This is a genomic window from Paucibacter sp. B2R-40 (genome assembly GCF_025717555.1).
Lineage (GTDB): Bacteria > Pseudomonadota > Gammaproteobacteria > Burkholderiales > Burkholderiaceae_C > Paucibacter_A.
The window spans coordinates 301,536-322,802 of record NZ_JAJIRP010000006.1 but is presented as its reverse complement, the minus strand read 5'-3'; the positions used below and the strand labels follow the sequence as shown (position 1 = coordinate 322,802).

General features: G+C 52.2%; 21 protein-coding genes. 18 read left to right on the top strand and 3 right to left on the bottom strand.

The window, feature by feature from the left end; all coding sequences use genetic code 11:
- Position 1 precedes the first annotated feature (1 nt).
- From LNV09_RS14565 to LNV09_RS14555, 3 genes are all read left to right on the top strand, one after another.
- Positions 2-3,760 carry an SNF2-related protein gene (locus LNV09_RS14565; RefSeq protein WP_263557789.1) on the top strand — a complete coding sequence of 1,253 codons (3,759 nt, stop codon included), beginning with the start codon at positions 2-4 and terminating at the stop codon, positions 3,758-3,760.
- 46 nt (positions 3,761-3,806) lie between these two features.
- Positions 3,807-4,220 (top strand): NUDIX domain-containing protein, encoded by a 414-nt coding sequence (locus LNV09_RS14560; protein WP_263557788.1) that lies wholly within the window; start codon positions 3,807-3,809, stop codon positions 4,218-4,220.
- A 345-nt stretch (positions 4,221-4,565) separates the two neighbouring features.
- Positions 4,566-5,192 (top strand): hypothetical protein, encoded by a 627-nt coding sequence (locus tag LNV09_RS14555; RefSeq protein WP_263557787.1) that lies wholly within the window; start codon positions 4,566-4,568, stop codon positions 5,190-5,192.
- A gap of 908 nt (positions 5,193-6,100) precedes the next feature.
- On the opposite strand, the gene LNV09_RS14550 is transcribed toward LNV09_RS14555, so the two are convergent.
- Positions 6,101-7,045: a hypothetical protein gene (locus tag LNV09_RS14550; protein ID WP_263557786.1), complete on the bottom strand. Its 945-nt coding sequence runs from the start codon at positions 7,043-7,045 to the stop codon at positions 6,101-6,103.
- A gap of 334 nt (positions 7,046-7,379) precedes the next feature.
- On the opposite strand from LNV09_RS14550, the gene LNV09_RS14545 reads away from it, so the two are divergent.
- The 11 genes from LNV09_RS14545 to LNV09_RS14495 all read left to right on the top strand — a co-directional run bounded on the left by LNV09_RS14545 (position 7,380) and on the right by LNV09_RS14495 (position 16,164).
- The gene (locus tag LNV09_RS14545) at positions 7,380-7,763 is read left to right on the top strand and encodes an H-NS histone family protein (protein ID WP_263557785.1); all 384 of its coding nucleotides are present in this window, start codon (positions 7,380-7,382) and stop codon (positions 7,761-7,763) included.
- Positions 7,764-8,075: 312 nt separating this feature from the next.
- A complete protein-coding gene (locus LNV09_RS14540) occupies positions 8,076-9,179 on the top strand; it encodes a protein NO VEIN domain-containing protein (protein ID WP_263557784.1) in 1,104 nt (367 codons plus the stop codon).
- A 6-nt stretch (positions 9,180-9,185) separates the two neighbouring features.
- Positions 9,186-9,575 (top strand): HIT family protein, encoded by a 390-nt coding sequence (locus tag LNV09_RS14535; protein WP_263557783.1) that lies wholly within the window; start codon positions 9,186-9,188, stop codon positions 9,573-9,575.
- Between the two features lie 2 nt (positions 9,576-9,577).
- On the top strand, positions 9,578-10,579 hold the full coding sequence (locus LNV09_RS14530; protein WP_263557782.1) for an HNH endonuclease: 1,002 nt from the start codon (positions 9,578-9,580) through the stop codon (positions 10,577-10,579).
- 180 nt (positions 10,580-10,759) lie between these two features.
- Entirely contained in the window at positions 10,760-11,224 is a 465-nt protein-coding gene (locus LNV09_RS14525; RefSeq protein ID WP_411969288.1) for a LexA family protein, read from the top strand.
- Positions 11,225-11,244: 20 nt separating this feature from the next.
- Positions 11,245-12,618: a Y-family DNA polymerase gene (locus tag LNV09_RS14520; protein ID WP_263557780.1), complete on the top strand. Its 1,374-nt coding sequence runs from the start codon at positions 11,245-11,247 to the stop codon at positions 12,616-12,618.
- A 228-nt stretch (positions 12,619-12,846) separates the two neighbouring features.
- Complete coding sequence (locus LNV09_RS14515) at positions 12,847-13,506, top strand: PEP-CTERM sorting domain-containing protein (RefSeq protein ID WP_263557779.1); 660 nt, start codon at positions 12,847-12,849, stop codon at positions 13,504-13,506.
- 327 nt (positions 13,507-13,833) lie between these two features.
- Positions 13,834-14,331: a hypothetical protein gene (locus LNV09_RS14510; protein ID WP_263557778.1), complete on the top strand. Its 498-nt coding sequence runs from the start codon at positions 13,834-13,836 to the stop codon at positions 14,329-14,331.
- Positions 14,332-14,353: 22 nt separating this feature from the next.
- Complete coding sequence (locus LNV09_RS14505; protein ID WP_263557777.1) at positions 14,354-14,668, top strand: hypothetical protein; 315 nt, start codon at positions 14,354-14,356, stop codon at positions 14,666-14,668.
- A 66-nt stretch (positions 14,669-14,734) separates the two neighbouring features.
- Positions 14,735-15,586, top strand: a complete 852-nt coding sequence (locus tag LNV09_RS14500) for an OST-HTH/LOTUS domain-containing protein (RefSeq protein ID WP_263557776.1) — start codon at positions 14,735-14,737, stop codon at positions 15,584-15,586.
- A 113-nt stretch (positions 15,587-15,699) separates the two neighbouring features.
- Positions 15,700-16,164: a hypothetical protein gene (locus LNV09_RS14495; protein WP_263557775.1), complete on the top strand. Its 465-nt coding sequence runs from the start codon at positions 15,700-15,702 to the stop codon at positions 16,162-16,164.
- A gap of 123 nt (positions 16,165-16,287) precedes the next feature.
- Here LNV09_RS14495 and LNV09_RS14490 read toward each other — a convergent pair whose 3' ends face one another.
- Both LNV09_RS14490 and LNV09_RS14485 read right to left on the bottom strand, forming a co-directional pair.
- Positions 16,288-16,776 (bottom strand): thermonuclease family protein, encoded by a 489-nt coding sequence (locus LNV09_RS14490; RefSeq protein ID WP_263557774.1) that lies wholly within the window; start codon positions 16,774-16,776, stop codon positions 16,288-16,290.
- Positions 16,777-16,847: 71 nt separating this feature from the next.
- Positions 16,848-17,051 carry a hypothetical protein gene (locus tag LNV09_RS14485; RefSeq protein ID WP_263557773.1) on the bottom strand — a complete coding sequence of 68 codons (204 nt, stop codon included), beginning with the start codon at positions 17,049-17,051 and terminating at the stop codon, positions 16,848-16,850.
- Between the two features lie 564 nt (positions 17,052-17,615).
- Between LNV09_RS14485 and LNV09_RS14480 the strand changes: the two genes are divergently transcribed.
- From LNV09_RS14480 to LNV09_RS14465, 4 genes are all read left to right on the top strand, one after another.
- Positions 17,616-18,116: a hypothetical protein gene (locus LNV09_RS14480; protein ID WP_263557772.1), complete on the top strand. Its 501-nt coding sequence runs from the start codon at positions 17,616-17,618 to the stop codon at positions 18,114-18,116.
- 289 nt (positions 18,117-18,405) lie between these two features.
- Entirely contained in the window at positions 18,406-18,864 is a 459-nt protein-coding gene (locus LNV09_RS14475) for an AAA family ATPase (protein ID WP_263557771.1), read from the top strand.
- Between the two features lie 531 nt (positions 18,865-19,395).
- Entirely contained in the window at positions 19,396-19,767 is a 372-nt protein-coding gene (locus LNV09_RS14470) for a hypothetical protein (RefSeq protein WP_263557770.1), read from the top strand.
- 459 nt (positions 19,768-20,226) lie between these two features.
- A complete protein-coding gene (locus LNV09_RS14465; RefSeq protein ID WP_263557769.1) occupies positions 20,227-20,973 on the top strand; it encodes a hypothetical protein in 747 nt (248 codons plus the stop codon).
- Positions 20,974-21,267 lie beyond the last annotated feature (294 nt).

Genomic DNA, 21,267 nt, shown 5'->3' with positions numbered 1-21,267 from the left:
CATGGCATTCAAATTTTTCAGCAAGCTTGCAAGTCCTTCTGTCCCTGAGTGGCGGCGTAACTTCGCAGCTCAAGGGGTGACCCTCACGCGGAGCGGACAAGGCGCACCACTTGACAGCACGTTGCTGCAAGCCTATTTGGCTCAATTATTGGACGATGGATACGCGGTTGAATCCAACGAAGAGTTGTTGATTCAATGGGATATGCTTTTTGAGGCCATACAGAGCCCTGGTTATGCAGACCTACCGCAGGTGCTTCATTTGCCTGCTCCAACGACTGTCCGCCCTGTGCTTCGCAGCGCAAATTCGTTGACGGACGACAACTTTTCCATTGCCATCGCCGGATGGCAAGAAGCTTCCGGTGCTCAAGTCGACTTCCAGTGCTTTGGGCCTGTTTTGACATTTGGAGAAAGAGTCGAATTGATGCAGCCGGCGCACTGGTCGTTGTTCAGCGAGGTTGTTGGTTTTTCGAAGCGAGATTCGACTGAACGCAATGACTTGGTGCACAGGCAGGCTTGGGGTCGCATCCGGAAACTTGCGGTAGCAGCTAACGCAAAATTGGATGACTTCCTGCATCGCTCAGTAGTCCTGACGCCTGAGCGTCTTGATATCGGGCTTCGCAAGTCCGCCCAGATTGCAGGCGATAGCGTTGTTGAAATTGAGCCTCAATTTGCCGGCGCTCCATCAGACTGGCTTGAGCGATTCGACAATGCGCGAGAGGTCAAGGACCGCTATGACATCGTGACGCCAGATGGAATAGTTCAGGTTCTCATCACACCAAAGGTCAAGGCGGTTCTTCAGGAAATTAAGAGACTCCCGCTTCGCCGTGTTGCTGGTTCGAGAGCACAGGCTTTCATACTGAATCCATATGCGGCGCTCGGCGAGGATGCCAAAGACGTCATTGCAGAGGAACAGTTCGAGAAGGCTCGCGAAGACGCGGGTCTCTTGTATGAGCGTTTCCTCCCATTTGTAGAACGCGATGCCACGGGCTACCCCCAACGAATTGGGCTCCTGATAGAGACTGCCAGTGCTTCGGGCCCCGCTGAATCAGAGACGGTATGGCTGAACGATAAGGAACTGAGTGATTTTGTACAGCGTCTTGGGAATTCGTTAGAACGGGGTTTCCAGCTCTTGGGCTGGCAAGGCTACGATTTTGAACTTCAGGGCGACAGCCCACTCCACCTTGAAGAGCTGAAAGCGATTCAGGTTGAGCGCAGTCGAACGCCCTTGATGGTGTCCTATGCGCAAGTTCACGACCTGAGTGCCTACTCGTCTCGGATTGAGGGCATAGGTGTTGAGCAGCCGTACTACTCGCCCTACATTGCGAAGAATAAGGATGACGGCGAGTGGTTCCCTGAGAACGTGCTCCCAATCATTGCTTACACGCCGGAAGGTGAATCTGAGCCTGTTGCTGTACCTGCAACCAAGGATGCGCTAGACCAACTGAGGGCAGCATCTATCCAGGCTCGCGCTGATGGCAAAGATGTGGTGGAGGTTCCGTGGTTACCGACGCCGATGCCCATCGCAGAAGCTGAAGACATCACCCACACGTTCGATGAGGTCTTGGGCGAAGTCAACAAGCGAACTTTTGACCCGGCGAAGCGAGCTGCGGACCGTAAAGAAAAGCTTGGAGCCAAAAAGAGCCTCATTCTGCGTGCCAACATCCAGGCCGTCGACTACGAAGAAGGTCGCCGGGAGGCGCTGCTGACTGTTCCTGTTGCACCCGAACTCCCGCGCAGCTTGAGACCGGATTGCGCTCTCTTGCCGCACCAATTGGAGGGACTCGCTTGGTTGCAGCATCTCTACAAATCTCAGTCCGAGCACCATGTCCGCGGGGCAGTCCTGGCGGACGACATGGGGCTCGGGAAGACTTTTCAGCTTTTGGCTTTCATGGCCTGGTTGGTGGAGCAGGATGTCCAGGTGCATCCCATGCTCGTGGTAGCCCCTGTCTCATTGCTTGAGAACTGGAAAGAAGAGGCTGATAAATTTCTAGTCCCCGGGGCATTGCCAGTACTAACTGCCTATGGCGATGCGCTCGCGCCGCTTCGTGTACCGCGGGAAGCGGTAGACGCTAGATTGCGTACTGAAGATGGCTTGGTGCGCTTTTTGAAGCCCCAGTGGGTCGGGAACGCCAAGGTTGTTCTGACGACCTACGAGACATTGCGCGACCTTGAATTTTCGTTCGCCACGGAAAAGTGGTCAGTTATGGTCTGTGACGAAGCGCAGCGGATAAAGAATCCTGCGGCCATGGTTACCCGAGCTGCAAAGAAGCAAAACGTTGGCTTCAAAATCGCGTGCACCGGAACGCCGGTTGAAAACAGATTGGCAGACCTGTGGTGCTTATTTGACTTCGTGCAGCCTGGGCTCCTGGGGGCGCTCAACGACTTTGGTCAGCGCTACGGGAAGCCAATCGAGGCGAAAACTGACGACGAGAGAGCTCGAGTCGAAGAGCTTCGCCAACGAATTTCGCCTCAAATTCTTCGAAGAACCAAGGCAGAGGTTGCGAAGGACCTTCCTCAGAAAATAGTTGTGGATGACTGCCGGCGACTTCAGTTGTCCGCCAATCAGCGGAACCTGTACGCGAAGGCCATTGATGATTTCAAGAAGCGAAACGACCCGAAGTCGCAGTCCCCGTTCAAGAATCACCTCGGACTTCTTCAGTACTTACGCCTAATTTGTACGGACCCACGTCGACATGGATTGAGTGTATTCAAGCCTGAGCCTCTCGACCAATATCGTACAAAAGCTCCGAAGCTCGATTGGTTGTTGAGGCAGTTGGAGCACATCAAGGCAAAGGAAGAGAAGGTCATTGTCTTCTGTGAGTTCAGAAACATTCAGCGACTTCTGCAGCATTACATCGAAGAAGTTTTCAAAGTTCGTCCCGACATCATCAACGGGGATACCAGTGCGTCGTCTAGTCACGTCGCAAGTCGTCAGAAGCGCATAAAGGCATTTCAGCAAAAGCCGGGCTTTGGCGTCATCATCTTGTCGCCCGTGGCTGTTGGGTTCGGCGTGAATATTCAAGGAGCTAACCATGTTGTTCACTACACCAGGACGTGGAATCCCGCCAAAGAAGACCAGGCTACCGACCGAGCCTACCGAATTGGGCAAATGAAGGACGTCTATGTGTACTACCCTGTCGTCGTCGCCGACGACTTCCATACGTTTGATGTCAAGCTTGACCAATTGCTGACCAAGAAGAGGGAGCTTGCCGGCGACATGCTGAATGGCTCCGGTGACCTTGGACCAGGTGATTTCAACGTTAGTGACATCATCCCCGGCGGTGACATCGAATCCATTGATGAGCGAGTCAATCTTGAAATGGCTCTGCGGATGGAATGGCGTCACTTTGAGGGAATGACCGCAGCCTTATGGAACAAGCGAGGGTTTCCAATTTGCTACTGCACGCCCAGTGCTAACGACAACGGAGTCGATGTTGTTGCGATTTGTGGCTCTAAAGGCGAGCTCATCCAAACCAAGACTTCGGGAAATGAAGGAACAAAACTTGGATGGGAAACAGTCAAAGATGTTGTGGGGGGCGAGGCTTTTTATCGTAGAAAGCACCCTAATGTTTCCTTCAACAAGGTCGGTGTCACCAATCAGTTCTTCAATTCACAAGCGCAATCCCAAGCTGAGCTCAACAATGTGGAACTCATTGACCAGCACCGCCTCGGTGAATTGCTCGAGCAGCATTCGGTGACCTTGAAGGATATCGAGCGGCTGCTTTACGCCGAATGGGAGCCTGAAAGCAATGCAGCTTAAGTTCGGTTTGGATGAACTTAGGCAAGTCGAAATTGCGGAGCTTTAGATGTCAAAGAAGAGACGCGGAACTGCAATAGTTGAGAGCAGTCGAGGTGTTTTGCTTGTGCGAATGAAGAGCGACAGGTTCATGCTTCCCGGTGGTTCAGCGAATAGAGGTGAGCCAAGATTGGTGGCCGCGATTCGTGAGCTGAAAGAGGAGGTTGATTTGGAAGCTAGTTCATTGCTGTTTCTGTTCGAAACCGAGAGTAGCTATTGTTCCCATAAAGTCTTTTATGCAAGAACTTCCGGTGTGGCTCGTCCGAAAAGTGAGATAGCGGAAATGTCTTGGTCCCAAGATGTCAGGATTGAAGAAATTTCACGAAGCTCAGTTGAAATAATGGAAGATTTTTATGAGCTAAAACGGCGGTATTCAACGCTTTTTGAAGAGATTGCGTTGATTTCGCCGAAAGGGCTTCGATGAAGCCCTTTCGGCCTTGATGAGCCGAACTCGGATTTAAGTCCGGTCAGTCAACAGGCTGGCCTTTTTTCGATGTGACATTTACTGCGTAGCGCAGGTTTGTTCGAGCCAGCCAGTCGAATTTGCACCCTACGCGACACGAAATTCAAATTCAAGCCGATAGAATTATTGTTTTGACTATTTTTCTAGCGTGGAGACACTATCGAATTTCGCCATTTCTTGATAAGTAATAATGAAGAGGTTTGGAAGCGATATGGTGATTGTAAGACGGGCTGCCTAAATAGAGGTTTTAAATTCGCGTCGCATTGATGGTTGTATTTCAACCGCAGAGTGGTTTTAATTTATTGTATGTCTGAAAAAAAATTGATTGACACTGCGTGGACTATTTCTGAAATGGTTCTCGCCAGTCGCAGTGGATTTAAATTGATTGGCGTTCAGGTTAATTGTTGTGTTGAGTCGGTTGTGGATTGTTTGAGTGAAATCGACCCTGGTATTTTGAAGGGAATTGAACTGAATTTGGACCAACGTTCCGAGTATCGGGCTGGCTTAAGGGGCGGCGCCATCATGGTAAGCATGTATGAGGATTGGACGGCATATAAAAACTCGGTAACTTGTGAAATTGAGTTGTATGAAGAGGTGGCCAATGGACATGCCCTCCTCAATGACAGCTGGAAGGTTGTTTGGCCTTCTGAAGCACCATTGTCAAAAAAATATTTGCCTTTTGCCGCCTACTGCATTCCAAGGTCGTTGGCCCCGGGTGACCAATGTGTTCTTGATGACGTAATAGAAGTACTTGAGCTCAATGTGCCACCTGAAATATCGGCTCATTGCTTACCATCTACCGGGGAATCGATTGTTTCGGCAGATGCTGTCTGGACTGGCTCTAGATTTGATATTTCATGGGAATGTGCCGTGGTTAGATTGCACGGAGATTCAAGGGGAAATAGGACTATTTTGTCTAGTGGTATGCTTTGACAGTTTTTTTTGCGCCGTGCGTTGATGTTTCGTAAGAATGCTTGCTATTTATTTTTGGATAAATATTTAAGGTTGCCTCTAGTAGGCCGCTGTAATACTATTTGCAATAGATTCCGTGACGTCAAGGTCGCGTTACACTTGTTGGTGCCAGGCATATAATTTATAGCGTGTTCTATTGGGCATTTTTTCTGGCAACGCATCATGAATATGAAATTTGGCAGTTTGCTAAATTGCGTGTGCTGTATTTTAATTGTTAATTGAGATTTTGGCAAAAATACCCAGTGTGAGGGTGGGTAGTTAATGTGGTTGTATTTTTTTTCGATTGTGGTTTGTGATATTTATTTCTAATATTATTTAGATTGAATTTTGTTGAAGGCATGATTTGAGGTTGTTGTGAAAAAAAATTTATCTGCAGTGATGTTTGTACTATTGGCGTCGGCAAATAATGCAAATGCAGCCGACAAAAATTCTTGGGCTCCCCTGAAAACAAGGTCGGGATGTTTATATTATGTTCAAGTTGGTCCCGAAACCAAGAGGGCAAGTGAGTACTACCATAGCGCAAGATGGATAGGTCCATCTTGCAAGCCCGGTAGTCCGGTAACTGGGCTGGGGAAACTCGTTGTTGGAATTCCAGAGGGGATAGTTATTTCCACTGAGGGAATGTTTGTCAAGGGTGTTCCCGACGGAAAGCATGTTGTGACAAATAGCCATGAAACAGGCCCGATTCGATACCGCAATTTCAAAATGGGTTGTTCCGATTTTGACTTGGAGTGTGTTCCGCGCAAGTAATACGAACACCTGTGCTGCTAAGGTGGCAGTGTTCAGAACCTTCTCGAGGTATCCCTATCGCCCGTTCGGCCAACAGGCCCCGCGTTCGGATGGGGAAATGGAGCTTGTCCGAAGTGCTGCTATCCTTGAGGCGCACTTAACTTAGCCAAGTCTAAGAGTTCCTGCTGATGTCTCTTGACAGCATCCGCCGCCGAACGAAACGAAGCGTCGCGAAGATGCTGTTTTGTGTGCAAGAGCGATTCAGTTAATGCACCTTGGGCCTGAAGTTTAAATTGCTTTGACGCTTCGTGAATGTCATATGCGGACCATGCCAGCATTACCGCAGCAATGATTTCCCCAATAGGCAGGCGCCCGCTAGCGGCGGCAATACTTGCCGAGGCCGCGACCCTGGTAACCTGCTTTGCAAAAGTTACCCTCGCCAAGGAACTTAAGCTTCTCCATAGCGAAGTAGCAAGCGCTTCGAATTCTGAGGTGAAGAATATGGAGTCAAAGGCAACTCTTTTTACCTCAGCAACCATAGGCTTCGACGCATCTTGAACTGCCTTCTTATCGTCCTTTTCCATGGCCATCTGGAATAGCTGTGGGTTCCCGCTTCCCTTGGTACTTGAAACCTGCCCCGTGAAAGGTCTTGAGCTTTCGCGCAGCTCAGCCTCGAATAGCTTGAGGTCAGCCTCTATGTCCGCGGCCAATGCGTTGAATGCGGGTGCAATTTTTGCTACCGCCGTTTTGCTCAAGAAGGCTTCCGTTTCTGAAGTTGACCGAGCGGAGTCCCACGCCAAGTAGTAAACGATTTGCGCGCACGAAGTAAACGTCGACAACTCAGTTGCAGCCGCCTTGCTTGCAATGTGCAAGCGCTCGGCATGCTCATTGATACGGCGGTCAACAGCGAGTTCAAACCGGTGCTGGGCGGCCCTATCGTGCTGGTAGGCCTTCTGGAGCGCAATTGTGTTGGCCATTTGTGACCAATTTAGTCCTACGACCAGCATTGAAATCAAGAAGGCCGCGACTCCGATTTTTGGCCAGAAGCGCCTGACTTGTGGTGCTTTGAATTCTGCCGCCAACATAGGAGGCCTCTTTGCGCCAAGGGAGCGAAAACGGGGGCTGCTGTCACTCATTTGCATGTAATCCAGGGAAGACCGTTCAAGCGTGCACCTTCATGAGACATTTGGAGCTTTCAAGGACCAGGGAGCCAAAGTGTTCCTTTTGGAGGTCATGTTAGCAACACGCGCGTGCAGTACATCAACTCGTCATTTGGCAGTTGAATTCGAAAGAGTTGTCAATCGCATTCCATTGACAACAATCCGGCGCTATCGAACGGCGCCAGGTCTTGCTAACATTCAAACAGTAGCGTTCTTCTGAACTTCCAGTCCCTACGCTGCCTACAAAGAGGTCCCAAACATGGTTACAAAGAATCCTGGCACTGCACTTGCTGCAATTAACGCTCAAATCGCCGCACTGCAGGCAAAGGCTGACACTCTCCGACGCAAAGAAGTCGCTGACGTCATCGAGAGAATCAAAGGCGCAATCGAGCACTACAAATTGACAGCAGAAGACCTTGGTCTTGTTGGGCGCAAAGGGCGAAAAGCTGTTGTTGCCAAAGCTGATACTCCGGCCAAGAAGCCGCGCAAGAACGCCGCGGCCAAGAAGCCTGCCGGTGTTATCAAGTACACCGATGGGACTGGCAACAATTGGACAGGCAAGGGCACTCGGCCAGGGTGGTTTAAGGCGGCAATTGCTGCGGGCAAGACGGCTGAGGATTTGCTTGCTAACAAAGTGAGCTGATTGAGCGTTGCCGGCTTTGATTGCTGCTCAATGCTCTGACACCTAGCCGGACCAGTTAGCCCAAATTCTTGTGCAACAGCAAGGCTAGCCCGTCTAGCCTGTTCGCCATTAAGCGCTTCCCTTTGGGTTCTGGCATTGCGCTTTAGAATGCAGTTATGTCTTTCAAGCGCCTGCAGTTTTCAGCGATTTCGACGGCACCTTCAGGGATGGATGTTCCGATGAGTGGCCAGGCTAGTCCAAGTCCAAACATGCTTTGTGTTGGCGGGTTTCTGAGTGGCTGCTGAGTTATCGCGCCTTCGGAGCCCTGCAGCTGTGCAGGCCGCACTCGATGAGTTTGGTCTCCTGGGGCGGACAGCGTTTCTTGAGCGCTACGGTTTTGGAAAGTCCCGGGACTACCTTGTTTGTAATCCGAATTCGGGTGAGCGGTGCGACTCGAAAGCAATCATTGGCGCAGCATATGGCTATCAGTACCCCGACGAAGGTCCACTCAAACCGGGCGACTTTTCTGGTGGTGAGGCTACCGTTGTGCCCAAGTTGCAGAGCCTCGGGTTTGAGGTCGTGAAGATTGGCGAAGATTGGAGCCAGGAAGAAGTCCAGGCAACAGTGGCTGCCTATTTCGAAATGCTCGCGCTTGACTCAAGGCAGGAAGCCTATGTCAAAGCTGCGTTCAATACTGCGTTGCGTCAGCAGTTAAATGGGCGCAGCAAGGCTTCAGTGGAGTTCAAGCACCAGAACGTTAGTTCAGTGCTCCACAGCATGGGACTTCCGTTCATCCCAGGCTACAAACCAAGCAGCAATGTGCAGTTACTGCTGCGCAAGGCGGTTCAGCAATACGTACTGGAACACGCTGAGCTTGTGGGTCAGGTTGTCGATGCGATGGAAGAGATGAAGGCTCCGGGGGAACGTGAATTTAAAGCGGTCTTGGTGAACCCCCCGCCCGTAGAAATTGTGGTGCGCTTGGAAACACAGGGACCTCGCGTACGTCTTCCACGAAAGATTGATTTCGCCGCGCGTGATGAGTCCAATCGCCGTCTCGGCCGGGCCGGAGAGCAGTGGGTTCTCGAGTTTGAGCAGCAACGGATGAATGAGGCGGGCCAGCCTGAGCTGTATCAGCGAGTTGATTGGATATCTGACCGGCTGGGGGATGGCGCCGGTTACGACATCTTGTCCTACGACACGCCGAGTCAACCACGGTACATCGAGGTCAAGACGACCAACAGCACGCATGCGTCTAGTTTCATCATTAGCCGTAATGAACTTGATTTTTCCAAGGAGACGGAAGACGCCTTCTTTCTGTACCGCGTCTTCCAGTTCCGGCAGGAGCCAGCCTTGTATATGCTGCAAGGCGACGTTTCGAAGCACCTTCATCTTGAGCCCATCGACTATCGAGCGTCCTTCCGGCGCCTTGCTGAGTAAATCTTCGTGTCTGCAACTCTCTGCCCTTTTTGCACGCTTCCATCCAATCGCATCGAGGGGCAGAACGAGCATGCTGTCTGGATTCGGGATGGATACCCCGTTTCGCCAGGGCACAGCCTAGTCATCCCAAAGCGACATATCGCATCCTTTTTCGATGCATCAACGGATGAGCAGCATGCATTTCTGGCTTTGCTTGAAAGTGCGAAATTGGCTGCCGAGGCCGAATTCCAGCCGGACGGTTTCAATATTGGAATCAATGATGGAGCAGCAGCTGGCCAGACGGTTCCACATTTGCATATCCACCTGATTCCAAGGTTTGAGGGCGATTTGCCGGACCCCCGCGGCGGCGTCCGATGGGTCATACCGGACAAGGCTGACTACTGGTCAAATCGATAGGTATGTTTAAGGCACCTCCGCCACCTGCCGAAGTCTTGCTTGGCTTCTTGTCGAAGCTTCAGCGTCTATTGAACGAGGCTGACTTCACTGCAACCTACAAGTTAGCGCTCATCATTTCCCTGTCAGACCTTGCTGTAGAGCTTGGCTCTGATGATGGCAGCGAGTTGATTCTGACAACAAGGCAGATAGGTGAACGCTTCGTCGATTTGTATTGGAAGCAAGCGTTGCCCTACGGGGCGGGTAGATTGGGTACCGCACCTGGAATTCTGACTCAGAACAATGGTGCACAGGCAGCAGTGGTCTCCGCCATCGCGAACTTCCGTTCAACAGTGGGGGCAGTTTCGATTCACCAAGCTCGAGCCCATCCCGCCTACAACGCGATGTTGTCTCAAGTCTGCCAAACTGTTTCGGCCCAGCCGCTGAAGTACTTGCAGAATTTTGGAGGTTCAACCGACCCTTTTCTGTACGAAAGGCTTGGAGGGGGGAGGGTTCGCTTGCTGCCAGGAGTTGCTTACTGCTTCCGTCGCTTCCATCCCTTTGTCCAGCAGCTTAGCCGGGCGCGCTGGGTCGAGCACATCAAGTCCAACCGTAGAAACACGAGTATTCTGGGCGAGGCAGGGGACTTAGAGGAATTCTTGTTTTCAACGTCAAGGCAGTCTCTTGCACTTGTCGGAGAGGGTCTGAAGAAGCTCGATGGAAACTCGTGCTTCTACTGCGGTCAAGCGCTGGCCACGTTTGACGTGGACCATTTCATTCCCTTTGTTTTGTATCCGCGCGACTTGGCTCAGAACTTCGTATTGGCGCATCCCGGTTGCAACAGGAGCAAATCAGACATGCTGGCTGGGCGCTTCCACCTTGAGCGGTGGTTGGAGCGGTTGTTGAAACGTGATGACGCGCTTCAGGACATAGGTGAACGGGCTGGAGTGGTAGCTGATGCCCACACTAGCCATCGAATCGCCGAATGGGGGTACAAAAGTGCTGAGGCAAGTGGCGGAATCGCTTGAAAGGCGCCGAAGAGCTATGAGGTGGTCGACGAACACTACCTGGCGCTGCTCAAATCGTCGGACATTGATGTTTTGATGACGACTTGAGCGCAGGACTTCCGGGGGCATTCAGTTGCCGTTCTGACATCCGGAAATTCTTCGGCTTTCAGTCTGGGTGGCCGCAAGGCGTAAACTGTTGTTATGTACAGTATTTCGCAAGCGCACTCTTCGACAGATGGTCCATCCTCACCAGTGCCCGTTGTCGCCGTAGACGCCGCCTGGGTAAAAGGCCTCCTCGGCTCAGTCCAAGCGGGTTTCCCTTCGCCAGCTGAAGACCATGGCGTCGAGCGCATTGACCTCAACAAGGAACTCATCAAACACCCGCAGGCGACCTTTCTGATGCGCGTGCGGGGGGCTTCTATGCGGGAGGCTGGCATTGATGACGGTGACGTTGTACTTGTCGACCGGGCCATCAAACCGACCCATGGCCACGTTGTTGTCGCAGTTGTTGACGGAGAGTTCACCGTCAAGCGACTCTGGAAGCGTGGCAGCAACCTGAAGCTCCAAGCCGCCAACCCGACCTACCCGGATATCCTCCCGCGCGACGGACAGACCGTTGAAGTCTGGGGGGTTGTCACGACTGCCATCAAATCGATGCGCGTCTGAACTCAGCATGTCGCCCTGCTATGTTTGCGCTTGTTGATGGCAACAATTTCTACGTCTCATGCGAGCGCGTCTTTAGGCCATCACTTGTCGGCCGGCCCGTCGTAGTTCTATCCAATAACGACGGTTGCGCCATCGCGCGCTCAAATGAAGCCAAAGCTCTCGGCGTTCGGATGGGCCACCCCTGGTTTCAATGCAAGGACTTCGAACGCGACCATGGCCTGGTTGCTTTGAGTGCAAATTTTGCGCTGTACGGAGATATGTCCGACCGGATGATGGTTGTCGCGTCGAGCTATGCCCCGAGGCAAGAGATTTACTCCATTGACGAGTCATTTCTAGACTTCACGGGGGTTCAGGGTGATTTGGTCGTTATGTGTCGAGATATGCGAGCCCAAATATTGCAGTGGGTTGGTATCCCCTGTGGCGTAGGTATCGGACCGACAAAGACCCTGGCCAAGCTTGCCAACTACATCTCCAAAACCACCGAACGAAAGCCTGGTAGCTACCCAGAGAGGCTGGCTCAGGTCTGTCACCTCGGCGCGATGTCGCAAGACGACATGCATGCCGTTTTTGCCGCGACAGACGTCGGGGAAGTCTGGGGCGTTGGCAAGCGCATTGGCGCTCAGCTCCGAGAAGGTGGCGTGTCCACAGTTCTTGACTTGGTGCGACTCGATGCGTCCACGGCCAGGCGGCATTTCTCGGTGGTTCTTGAAAAGACCGTGCGTGAACTTCAAGGTACTCAATGTATTGAAGTCGATGACGAACCCGCGCCGAAACAGCAAATTATGGTGAGTCGTTCCTTCGGTCATGTGGTGACGAAGGGGAGGGACCTGGCGACCGCCATCGCTGAATACACAAGTCGCGCGGCCGAGAAGCTGCGAGGGCAGGGCAGCACTGCTGGAGCCATCGTTGTTTTTGTTCGAACAAGCCCGTTTCGAAAGGATGACCCGCAATACAGCGCAACCGTGACTGTTCCCTTGGTTCGACCCACTGCTGACAGCGCACTGCTCGTCACCTCGGCGATTGCAGGTCTGCGCGGCATCTACAAGACCGGTTTCAAGTACGCCAAAGCAGGGGTAATGCTGGTTGATTTGCAGTCAACGGATGTGCAGCAGGGGGAACTGGACTTTAATTTCATAGAGCCCTTGCCAGGGCTTGGCAGCGAACAGGGTTCGGGCTTATCTGCGACGGCAGTAACTTGCCATCAAAGCGGGCAGCGAGACCGCGTGAAATTGATGTCAGCGATGGATGCGGTCAATGGGCGGTATGGGCGTGGTTCGTTAAAGCTCGCTGGAGCGGGGTTGGAGATTGACCGCAAAGGGTGGGCAATGAAGCAGGAGCGGCGGACGCCTCAGTACACGACTTGCTGGGGCGATATGGCGATTGTTAGGGCTTAGTTGCGGACGAACTTGGAACTCGGTTGATATCTTGATGGCGGTGCTATTTCTGTTGCTGCCTGTCACCGGCCACCTGGCCCCTACAACACATCTACCTCGCCACTATCTTAGGGGGGGCGGTTTGTAGGGTCGCATCTTTGGCTCCAAAGGTCAGGACGGCAACCCCTTGTTGAGACTTCAATAGGTCTGCTTGACAAGTTCAGGCTCAAATCAACAGGGAAGCACTCGATGGTCAAAAAATATTCACTCCAAAGCAGTCATATTCGCAGCACATCAAAAAGAACCGGGGCCGTTGCATTGACGGTACTGGCTTTGTTGTTGACGGTTTCGCAGGAAAGCCATGCTGAGAACTTAGTCTTAGACCCAACTTTCAGTGGTAGTAGCCTGTTTCCGTGGCAAGCGCAGCATTTTCAGCTCGACGGTCAAAGTCACTCAGTTGACAAGCCGCTCAGTTACTCTGCTTCAGCACATTGCAGGTCGCCGTCAATTAGTCCAGATTGTCTGAACCCGGTTACTGGAGCCTTTCTTTCGCAAAGCCTCAAAACGATACCTGGTACAAAATATGACATTTCCTTTTGGGTCTTCGAAAAGCCAACCAGTAGCAGCGATGCGATGGAAGTCTGGTGGCAAGGTAGCAGCCTTTCAGGAATAGTCGCTTCTCCAGGGAAGATTGGTACTGGGTACGGCCATTGGCAAAATTACTCATATCAAGCCGTTGCAGCCACCAGCTCGACGGCTTTCTTAATAAGTGCATACAACGCGACTGAAGCGGTGTACTTTGACGATTTTTCAGTGACCCAATCTGTTCCAGAACCGCAAACCTACGCCATGTTGCTGGCCGGCTTGGGCGTCATCGGATGCTTTGCGGGTCTTCGTAGCAGGGGGTAGACGGCGGTTGATTGAACCTTGAGAAACGCAATGAACCGGCACAAGTTGCCGGTTTTCTTTTGCGATTGACACTGGACATGGCCCCTCGCCAAATCCGCATTGAGTCTGGCTCCGAGCATTGGTAGACCGAAACGAATCCACCATAGGCGACGCGGTATTTTGTGTAAATTGAGTGCACAGAGCATCAGCCCATCACTGTGAAAGGCTAAGTAAGGATTCTTCCGCTCGGGAAGATTACCCGCATGGCGTTTCTTCCAAGGGGTACTCTAGGAGCTAGGATAGCTTCGAAGGTTGCGTTGCGCTGAACCGCCCCGGTGGACAAATTCAATGGACGACATAGACCCTGAAGCATGGCGAATTAAAGGAGAGTCCGTTCTTTGCGGGCTTGACGGCGAGGTGTATGACTTGGCCGATTGTGTCGAGCTTCCAGATGAGTTGGAAGTTCAAGCCACACTTGCCGACTGCGACCCTTACCATGAAGAGAATTGGGATGAATGGTTTGAGTTCATCCACAACTCTGACCTCCTACTTCCTGTAGAACAATCATGTAATTCTGAGGGGCTGCTTCTTCCTTGGGACATGCGGGGCGTGAGGCTTTGGACACTGCCGGCTGACCTGCTTAGTAAGCTTCATCTTTTTTTTGATGAGTGCCCCCGCCACACGCAGGCCTTGCTGGTAAATCATGTTTTCTGGCTTGTCCGCTTCGAGCGTATCAGGCGCCTTGGTAGCCCTATCTTGAGGCTTCAAGATGTCGAGTTCCCGGACGAGGAGGAGCCTGCGTTCTTCAGGCCAAATTTGCTGACAATTAGGTACTCGGGGCTGTAGGCGGCAATATCAAAAGAAGGCCGTGTCCGCCAAGCGGGCGCAGCACGACATAACGGGGTATTTCATGAGCAATCAGCGGTTCCAAGAACTCCAAGAGAAATCAGTGGCGGACGGAAGCTTTGTCGTTGATGGCAATTACACGATTCCGCGTACCTGGGGTGTCTACAAAGTTGCAGTGGACCAGGACGGGACGACTGAGCAAGCCTTCCGGCTAGGAAACCACCCCGTTCGTCAGCATGAGCTCGTAAATGAGCTCGGTGCCGCTGAGCTTGTTATGTTGTTTACATCAAGGCTGGATGCCATTGAGCTCAAAAATCTATTGAATGCAGGGGGCTAGAGCGCCAGTTGTTTTTGATGAACAGAGAAACAACTTCAGCTATTCCTGACTTAGGCACAGAACCCAATGAACTACGGCGACATTCCTGACCTTCAGCGCGAAGTTGAGCGTTTGCTTGGGCGCTGCATGCTGCGATTGCAGCAATACGAGCGCCTGATGAAGTCAATCCTCGTGCGGCACACGATTGCCGGTTCGGTGGGTGAGATTGAAGCCAAAGGTGCCGCCCGAGTTGATGCCTTTGCCGACAAGACGCTAGGAACCTTGGTCAAGGCGCTGTTCGATTCATTTGTTGTCGCTGAGGGCTCAGACCTACCTGTTCCGAATGACGCATCTATTGTAGAAAATGGGTCTTCGTTTGTGATGCGCCACAGAATTTCAATGACTAAAGAGCGGCGGGCGCAGACAAAGTCGGCCGTCGAGGAGTTGGTCAAGTTACGCAATGAACTCGTCCATCACCTAATTGAGCGTTTCGACGTACAAGGCATCGACGGGTGTAAAGCCGCGTCAAGCTATTTGATGCAAAGCTATGAACGCATCGATATGCACTACGAGCAGCTTCATCAATGGGCGAATGAAATGGCTCACACCCAAGCACTTGCCGCCAACTTTCTTCAGAGTGAAGCCTTTGAAGACCTCGTTGTTAGCGGCATCGCCCTAGATGGCTCCTTCGACTGGCCCAACACCGGAATAGTGCGGGTGTTGCGCGAGGCGGCCGAGGAGCTTTCTGAGGCCGGATGGACATTGTTGGACAGCGCAAAAAGATTGGTCGCGCAGCACCATCCAGAGCAGTTGCCGGCAAAGTATGGGTGCCGTACTTGGCCTCAGGTGCTGAGTGAATCGAAGTTGTTTGAGCTTCGTTACCTGCCTGCCGAGGATGGAAGACGGTTGGCTTGGTACCGGACCAAGCGAAATGAATAAGGCAATTCGAATCGGTGCGAGAGATTGAGTCGCTTTACCATTCACTTCGACATGCGCATGCCGCTCGACCGACTTAACACCCGTTGACGCAAGACCCGAAAAGATTCTCACGCATGATGCACTCGACCGATTTCACGACAGTAGACATTGTTTACAGAACTTGCCTCACTATTGTTAGGCACATTCGAAACCATGTTGAGGAGGCCCGTGGAGGAATCCACACCCGACTCTTTTCCCACATTCTTCACCCCGAGAAAGATTTTATCTATATCGGAACTTCTCCTGAGGCTTACTCAGCAACCGAGGCCAATCCGAAATTCAGGCCTCACCCTGAGCATGTCGTTCCATGTGCGGTGCTAGTAGGGGAAGTACGACGGTTAGTAAAGGAGGGTCGCCACAACGACATGGAAATTGGCCGCCTACTTCAAAAAAACTGGATGCTTGCCTTCATTACTAAGGAGCAGGCAGACCATCTTGACTACCAACTCGGGTTTAAATCAACCATGCCGAAGGGGTGGTGCTTTGAAAATGGCGACCCAATGGCACGATTCAAGGCGGGAAACATCACACTCAAGTAGCCGCTGGCGACCTCCGAACTACTGAGTTTTGTGTGAGCTGGTTGCTACCCGTGTAGCTGTAGCCTGGTCCAAGCCCAGCTTCGTTAAGAATTCTTGATTTACCGACGTTGAGCGCCAATTTAGTCAGTGCTTGGCTTTGTTGTGCCTGAACTCCCACGGCGGAATTGGCTCTAAATCATGCCAGAGTCCTCGTTTCGCATCCCTGGCTGATTGTTCGGTCGCTGCATATTGCTGCCGGTCTGTCAGCGGCTGCTCCTTCGCGTAGGCCTTGTAGTGCCACGCCATCCCTCGATTCAATTGTTCAAGATTGGCATCTTTGCCATCAACCAGAACCTTGCCAATTTCACGGCCGTACCGGTCCTTTTTTGTGGTGTCAACGGACACAGCCTTTCCAAAAATAAGCCCGGACAGGCTCTCCTTTGACTTCTGACCAAAGGGCTGCTTCTTCTCCGGCGCATCGATTCCAGACAGACGAATCTTGTGTTGGATTCGGTCACCATCGAGCACAGTGACAGTGTCGCCGTCTGCGACGCCTACGACTTTGCCAACAATTGTTTCAGCCTGGCAGCCAAGGGCGAGGGTCAGCGCAAGCAGGGCAGCAAGCGTGGCCATTGGGGCTGGATACTTTGATGACAATTGGCGGGGCCATGCCGGCACACCTGGCAGACGCGAAAAAGAAGTTTTCAATGGGTAGCTTGTTCCATGTGGGTGTAGTCCCATTGTGAGCAGGCATCGGTCCACTCTTCAAGCGTCAACTCTGTCACTTCAAGCCCTTCAATTGTTGACTTTGAAGTGTTTGGCTGGCTACGTGCCGCTAGCCAGAGGCCTGCGTCATGCAGCACCTTTGCTAGAGGGCCACGGACTTGTGAATAGTCAATTCTGCTCATGTCTGCCTCGCAGGTCGTTGATGTAGCAAGTTTCGGCGCTGCATGGCCCGCTTTCTATCAACCTGAAGGGGGAGGGTGGGGCTCAGTCTCCCCCATTGGGGGGAGGGGGCTCGACACAGGCAGCGTTGGCAACGCGGAATCATTGTGAGAATGATGTGAGGAAGTTCACGTTGCTCGGCTTTGACCCTCTTGCCGCTGTAGCACCGCGCAACTAATATTCGTTCACACATCAGCGACTAGCTACTTCAATAGCTAGCTCGCCACCGGCGACTCTCCCAGGCGGAGGTACTCGTCGATACACGCTCAAAGCGACTTTGCTCGCTTAAGGCCAGGGCTATTCAGCCTGACGAAATCTTCAAATAAATCATTGCGGGCATCGGCTCGTTTGTTCTTTAAAAATCTGCAAGCAACCCATCGAACGGCATCCCCGCTGGCACCGGACCCGAGCGCTTGGTTGCAACGGCTTCGCCCCGCAAGCGCGAATAGGCGATGAACTGCAATCAGGCAGTTCTCGAGCTGTGTCATGCACAGCAATAAATCACATGGACTGCCTGGCGTGTGCCATTGGCAGCCAACACCCAAGCTGGTCACAAAGAACCTGCTTGGGGAAATAAAAATACTTCAAGGAATCAAATGAATAAGCAACAAGTCAAGAAGTTGAATGCTCATTGGAATCAAGTGGGCGAAATGCTTGACGCCATGCGGTTAGATGCAAACGCTACGTCCCTCATTGACATGGAAGTCGGCTCCTACGAAATACTGCGTCAGATGAATGAAATGCGACGGGACCATAACGTCAGGCCGCATCGTTTTAGCGACGCCATTCTGAGCAAGCTAGCCGAAGCGGCACAAGCCGTGTCCAGCGCTGTTGCTGATTCGGGTACGTCAACCTCAATACAGACCGCAATTGTGGGCCTCCTTGGCGCGCTGATGACTGCTGAGATTCGTCAGGATGAAGAGCGAATGCCTCTGTACATACAGGAGATGAAGGCCCGCTACATCGCGGAAGGGTACGTTGTTGTAGACAAAGAAGACGGCTTCTCTATTGAACGCAAGGCTGCTTGAGAGGAATCTAGCCGGCCCTAGTAGGGGCCACAAGGTGAGACAAATTGGCAAGTAAACGAAGGGCTCGCACCATGTAGCGAGCCCTTCTCATTTGCGCGTAGAGAAAGCATGAAAACAAAAATCATGAAGGCTAACGGTCAATTAAAGCAGTGCCCTGTCAACAACGGTAGGGCAGCCGACTAGAAGAAACAGTCCAGGCTGTCGACGCTGTAAATGGCGACGAACTGCGGCAGCATCGCGCCAGATATAAACAGCATCACTGTACTGGGCTCCACAAACATGAACCCCAATGCAAAATCAAACAACTCCATCAAATTCCTTCAATCAAACAACTTGTTCGAAGACAGCCCGTCAGCCCAATCATCCGGTCAAAACAGAGCTTGTCCTAATCCGCGGGCTACCTGGCAGCGGCAAATCAACGATGGCCTCAGTGCTAACTCTCGTAGGGTACGAGCACTACGAAGCCGACATGTTCTTCATGCGTGATGGGGTCTACCACTACGACGCCACACGCATTCGGGACGCTCACGCTTGGTGTCAAAAATTGACCCGAGAAGCACTGTCGAGCGGGAGGCGAGTTGTTGTCAGCAACACTTTCACAATGCTCCGGGAAATCGAGCCCTACCGGTCCATGACTTCGAACCTTCGAATCGTCGAGGCGCTCGGTAAATGGGAGAACAGCCATGACGTGCCAACAGAGATGGTGCAACGCATGGCTGAGCGCTGGGAGGTACTGGCCACTCATTGATTTGCGGGCCTCATCGTTTTGGATGGGGCACTCGTTGACTGAGGTCTCAATGTTGAACGAGTCCTGAATCACTAAGCGGGCAATCAGTGCCTGCCTCAACATTCAGAACGCTATGTCAAACGACATCAAGCAGCAAACGAACGAGCACCCAGTTCATCAATCTCGAGTGAACCGTCAGGAGTGGTGCCGCGCACTTCCTGGACGGGCGATGTTTCAACGGGACTACGGCAAGGTGAACTGAGTGTCCGTGAACTTGTCCACGCCGCTGGAGTGCAATTTGCGCGCACAGATGTGTAGTTAGCTTAAGCTAACGACTTGTGAGCGCGCAATGCGCCACCGCCCCTGAGTCTCAACTCAGCAAGGAGCATCCACCGGCCGCCTTCGTCTTCAGACGAGTGGACCCGTCATCGGGTGCTCTTTAAAAACCTCCCAAAAGAAATCAATTTTCGACACGCAATCAGCGTGTCAAACATCAATCGCTCAGGCCTTGCCTATCGAGCGAGGTCTGGGCATTTTTCTAAGGATGAAAAAATGCTTTCAGACGTTTGTTTTGAGTTTCTGTGCGAAGTTGAACGCACTGGAGTTGACCAAGTAATGTACGAACAACTGGGCTCCGATGTTCGGTACTACGCCAAAGCGCCATTTAAATATGCGCACGAAGTGACAGACGTGCTGCAGAGGGCGCTGGCTGCCGCTGTACGCGAGGAGAAGTACGAGAGCGGTGAACTTAAGGAGCCAGCAAGAACCGGTCGTGGCGTGAAAAATCAACGAATCATTTTTCCGCAGGTGGTCATGTTGGTCTGCGAAACGCTTCGCTGCTACGACTCCGACGTCACTGAGGTAGAACTACTCAAGCGGTACAAGGAAATCTGGCCGCAGGGAACCCAGCAGCTGTCAGTCTAAGTCAACAAGGCCAGGAGACAGTCAAATAGGACTGCCTCCTGGCTTGCCTCAATGCTCACGAGCGCCGTGCATCTGCCGAGCCCAATTAAGTGCACTCGCATGCACAGTGCAATGAGTAAGCCAACTTTTTGCCACTAGAACTTACTGGCAGTTAATAGGTATCTGTTTGTAAGTTCAGTGGCTCAATTCACAGATACAAATAGAGGCTGCCATTGCGAGCCCATAACGCTGGAATTCTGCTGTGATGATTGCTCACAAGCGGTACCAGGGAGGTTTCGCAATGACGCAGTACAGGAGTAGAGAATTTGGAATCAACTTCATCAGTGCAACAAATTTGCCAAGTCGTCGCAGAGAACGTACTCGCTGTAGGTAAAAACTGGTCCGAGGGTGAACTCGAAGCGGCCAAGGAGTCCCTTGAATATGCGCTTATATGTCTAGGCGGTGTGAATGCCGTTTTGCATGACGCGATTGAAAGCGGCTTCAACCCTGCAAAGCACGTGCCCTTTCGCATCCCACGAGACGTCGTTCATCCAATCAGAAGATAGCTATCAATCACTTCCAAAAATGGAAGCGAAAGCGAAGTTGCTACGTAGCAACTCACACACTCAAAAGGAGATTTTTTTGAATACAAAAGCAAAATTGAAAGCAGTACCAGTACCAAACGTGGGCCCGAAGATGCAGGTCGTGCCCACCGCGAAGCTGCGGGGGGCGGCATCGTCAGAAGACGACAGGCGGCACCTGATTTACGAAGTGTCTAAGTTCCTTGTTCCGACGTGGTTCGGCCAAGCCAGCTACGAAAAATCTATTAAGAAGCCGCTGTCGGCCCAAGCTGCTTTTTGCCTTGTAGCAGTCGGAGCATCGAGCAGAGACACCACAGGTGAATGCGAGGTCGGTGTGCAAATCATCCTGCGGCCAAGCGGTTTTGACCGGCAAGAAGCGCGAGATTTCACGGAGGACGGGTTCCGTGAGCTGCGCAATCGAAAATTGATTGTTGTTTTGTCTAACTCGGCAGAATCTAAAGAAAGAGACCTGCAACTGCGTTTATTCAAGTTGAGCGCCGAAGGGCAGCGGACCTTTGACCTTATACAGAAGAGCATGCTTGCGCCGAATCCTTGGCCTCACTCGTCTCAAGAAGCACTGAAGGCAGAAAAGAAAGCCGCAGCCGCCGCCAAGAAGGCTGCAGCGGCCGACAAGAAGGCCGCCTGATTGTCCGACTGGCCTAGGTGCTGCTGACCAACGGCTCATCGCCTGATGACTGTTCCTTGTACCAGATTCTTTCTACGTAGAAAGAGTGGATACGAGGGATGTGTGGACAGCTTTGACTCGGCCGTGGGATGCCGGCTCTCACATTGGAATTGTGAAGGCCGGCGCTTCAACTGCCCGTTGGTTGCGTGGCGGCCAGGGCGATGAGCGGTCAGGTTCTTTCTACGTAGAAAGAATGAAGACGCTGCCCTTGCTGACCGGCGCGAGCTTTGAGGTCGGCGCGTCTTTCGGCAGCTA